Here is a 3434-nt window from a genome sequence, read left to right as displayed (position 1 = left end):
GGGGCCGGGGCGGACGGCAGGGGCGAAGCCGGACGGGCCGCACGCGGAAAAACAGGCCCGGGACGGGCGTCGGATGGAGCGGTGCGGAGCGAATAAGGCAAAGTCCGGAACAGGTTTTGCCCCGGGACTGCGCAGTTAGGGGTGCGTGCCTGCGCGGCTAAAGCCGGTCGATGACGTCGGTGATGCGGGCGAAGACCTCTTCCATCGTGCCGGTGCCATTGACCGAGGCGTATTTGCCCTGTGCGGCGTAGTAGTCCGAAACGATGGCGGTCTGCCGGCGGTAGACGTCGAGGCGGCCGCGGATGACCTCCTCCGAGGCGTCGTCGGCGCGGCCCGAATCCTTGCCGCGGAGCAGGATGCGCTGGATGAGCTCCTCCTCGGGGACGTGGATGTCGACCATGACGTCGACTTTCAGTCCGTGCTGCGCGAGGATGTTGTCGAATTCTTCGGCCTGCACCGTGGTGCGGGGGAAGCCGTCGAAGATGCAGCCTTTGGCCTGCTTGTGTTCGTCGACGTAGTTGGCGATCATGCCGATGACGATTTCGTCGGGGGCCAGTTTGCCCGCCTTGATGCAGGATTCCATGCTGCGTCCGAGTTCCGTGCCGCGGCGGATTTCGTCGCGGATAACCTCGCCCGTCGAAACGTGTTCGATGCCGTAGTGTGCTTTCAGCCGCTGCGCCTGCGTGCCTTTGCCACACCCCGGCGCACCGAATAAGACGATGTTTACCATATGTAGAAACCGAATTTGGGATTAACCGGACAAAAATACGCTAAATTTTTGGGAAAGAGTAAAGATTCCGTAATTTTGTAAAAAAATTTATAATATGGAAAAGAAACGACGCACCGAAATCGCCGAGCTGGGCGAGTTCGGCCTGATAGACCTGCTGACCAAGGGGTTCGAACCCGCCAACGAGTCGACGCTCCGCGGAGCGGGCGACGATACCGCGGTGATTGTACCTCCGGCGGGCGAGGTGATGCTCTGTTCGACGGATACGCTGCTGGAGGGTGTCGATTTCGATTTGACCTATTTCCCGCTCAAGCACCTCGGCTACAAGGCCGTGACGGTGGCTGCGAGCGATATATTGGCGATGAACGCCACGCCGTCGCAGCTGCTGGTTTCGCTCGGCGTGTCGGCCAAGATGTCGGTGGAGGCGCTGCAGGATTTGTACGAGGGAATTGCGTTCGCCTGCAAGGAGCAGGGAATCGACCTGGCGGGGGGCGATACGAAAGCCTCGATGACGGGGCTGGTGCTGAACCTGACGGCTGTCGGGCATGCCGCGCGGGAGAAAGTCGTATACCGCAGCGGTGCGCAGCAGAACGACCTGATTTGCATTTCGGGCAACCTCGGGGCCGCCTACATGGGGCTGCGGCTCCTGGAGCGTGAGAAGCGCGTGCTGTCCGACGTGCAGAATCCGGAGCCGAAGTTCGCGGGGTATGAGTACCTGCTGGAGAAGTACCTCAAGCCGCGCCTGCGCAAGGATATCGTCGAGGCGCTGGCCGAGGAGGGAATCGTGCCGACGTCGATGATAGACCTGTCGGACGGCCTGGCCAGCGACCTGCTGCAGCTGTGCCGGGCTTCGAAGTGCGGCGCGCGCATCTACCTCGATCGCATGCCCATCGCCCGGCAGACCTATGCGCTGGCCGAGGAGTTGCATGCCGATCCGGTCGTGGCGGCGCTCAACGGCGGCGAGGATCACGAGCTGCTTTTCACCGTGCCGCTGGCGATGCAGGAGCAGGTGATGCGCATGGGGTGTGTCGACGTCATCGGCCATATCACGCCCGAGTCGACGGGGGCCTACCTGGTAACGCCCGACGGTTCGGATATCCGCCTCAAGGCGCAGGGATTTCCCGAGAAAGAGTAACGGGGCGCCGGCGCGCTGCGGAGCCGCGCGGAAGCCAGTGACACGCAGAACGGCCGTTTAGCGTCGGCGCGCAGACCGTAATTTACGGAATGCAGGGCCTGCGGGCCGGGACTCGCGTGAAGAATCCGTTGCCGGATCCGGTCGTGCGGGAAAAGACGCGCGGTGGGTGCGTCCACTTGCCGCAGACGGAATTCCTGTGGGGTGCGGCCTGTTTGCGGCGCTCCGCAGTCCGTTGCCGCCGGGGCGGTAAATGAAATGATGTACGCAGAGAATAAAAAAAAGCTGCCTTTCGGGCAGCTTTTGTCTTTGCATCCGTTCGGATTACAATGCGTTCACGTGGAGCTGGAGTGCGCTCTTGAGGTTCGCGGCTTTGTTCTTGTGGACGATGTTGTGCTTTGCGAGCTTGTCCAGCATGGCCGTTACCTTGGGAAGCAGTGTTTCTGCTGCGCTCTTCTCCGAGGTGCTGCGCAGCGCTTTCACGGCGTTGCGCGCCGTCTTGTGGTACAGACGGTTGTGGGCACGTTTCGTCGCGGACTGACGAATGCGTTTTTTCGATGACTTATGGTTTGCCATAATCCTGATTTTTTATTTTTTACTTTTTCAGTTGCTAAATCGGTAAACAGCCGTGGCTGCGTGTGGATAGACCCGCAGGTCCGCTCCTTGAAAAGTATTCACCCGTAGAGGTTTGCCCGTCGTTCCGGATTCCCGGGGCGCGAACCGTTTCCGGCCCTTCCCGTTTCGTGCCGCCCGGCAGCCCTCCTCGTTGGTAGCCCATAGGAGAGTCGAACTCCTCTTTCAAGAATGAAAATCTTGCGTCCTAACCGATAGACGAATGGGCCTTTACCACTATCGCACACCCCCGAAAGGGTGACTTTAGCGGTGCAAAGGTAAGTAAAAAAGTGAGTTTAACAAAAAAAAGGCCGAAAAAATGCGCTTCTTCTATTTTTTTGCGAGCCGGACGGTCAGCGTTGCGGGGTCGAAGGCGATGCCTGCGCCGGCGAAAAGCCGCTCTATATGGCCGCTCGCAGCCATTTCGGCTGCCGGGAGGCAGTGCAGCGCAGGGGTGTCGATGAGCGCTATGGCGTCGCAGAGCCCCAGCGCCACGTCCAGATCGTGCGTCGAGAAGAGGATGCATTTGCCCTCGTCGTGCGCCAGGCGGCGCAGCAGCGTCGCCAGCTCGTAGCGGTTCGGCAGGTCGAGGAAAGCCGTGGGTTCGTCGAGCAGGATGACGGGGGTGTCTTGCGCCAGTGCGCGGGCAATCAGGATGCGCTGGCATTCGCCGTCGGACATGCGGTCCATCGTCTTGCGGGCGAAGCCGGCCATGCCGACCTGTGCCAGCGAGCGGGCCACGATGTCGTGGTCGGCCTCCTGCATGCGCCCGATCCAGTTGGTGTAGGGGGCCCGGCCGAGGGCTACGACGTCCTCGCACGCGAGGTTGGGGATGCGCACCTTGTCGGTGGTGACGAAACTTACAATCGAGGCGCGCTGCAGCGGCGTGAGCGAGGCGAGTGCGTGTCCGCAGAGCGTGATTTCGCCCGAGGCGGCTTCGCCCAGCCCGGCCGCGGCGCGCAG

General features: G+C 61.5%; 4 protein-coding genes and 1 tRNA gene. 1 reads left to right on the top strand and 4 read right to left on the bottom strand.

Annotated features, from left to right (window positions below; genetic code table 11):
* Window positions 1-157 precede the first annotated feature (157 nt).
* Window positions 158-730, bottom strand: a complete 573-nt coding sequence (locus QZT71_RS12180; RefSeq protein WP_295916604.1) for an adenylate kinase — start codon at window positions 728-730, stop codon at window positions 158-160.
* Window positions 731-824: 94 nt separating this feature from the next.
* On the opposite strand from QZT71_RS12180, the gene thiL reads away from it, so the two are divergent.
* Window positions 825-1862, top strand: coding sequence for a thiamine-phosphate kinase (gene thiL, locus QZT71_RS12175; protein ID WP_295916603.1), 1038 nt, complete (start codon window positions 825-827; stop codon window positions 1860-1862).
* 321 nt (window positions 1863-2183) lie between these two features.
* On the opposite strand, the gene rpsT is transcribed toward thiL, so the two are convergent.
* The 3 genes from rpsT to QZT71_RS12160 all read right to left on the bottom strand — a co-directional run.
* Entirely contained in the window at window positions 2184-2435 is a 252-nt protein-coding gene (gene rpsT, locus QZT71_RS12170; RefSeq protein ID WP_295916601.1) for a 30S ribosomal protein S20, read from the bottom strand.
* 191 nt (window positions 2436-2626) lie between these two features.
* Window positions 2627-2701: transfer RNA gene (locus QZT71_RS12165), tRNA-Glu, on the bottom strand.
* A 100-nt stretch (window positions 2702-2801) separates the two neighbouring features.
* On the bottom strand, window positions 2802-3434 hold a 633-nt coding region (locus QZT71_RS12160), incomplete at its 5' end, for an ABC transporter ATP-binding protein (protein ID WP_295916599.1).

The organism is uncultured Alistipes sp. (assembly GCF_902388705.1).
Classification (GTDB): domain Bacteria; phylum Bacteroidota; class Bacteroidia; order Bacteroidales; family Rikenellaceae; genus Alistipes.
The sequence above is the reverse complement of the archived record's forward strand: the minus strand, read 5'-3'. Positions and strand labels throughout refer to the sequence as shown.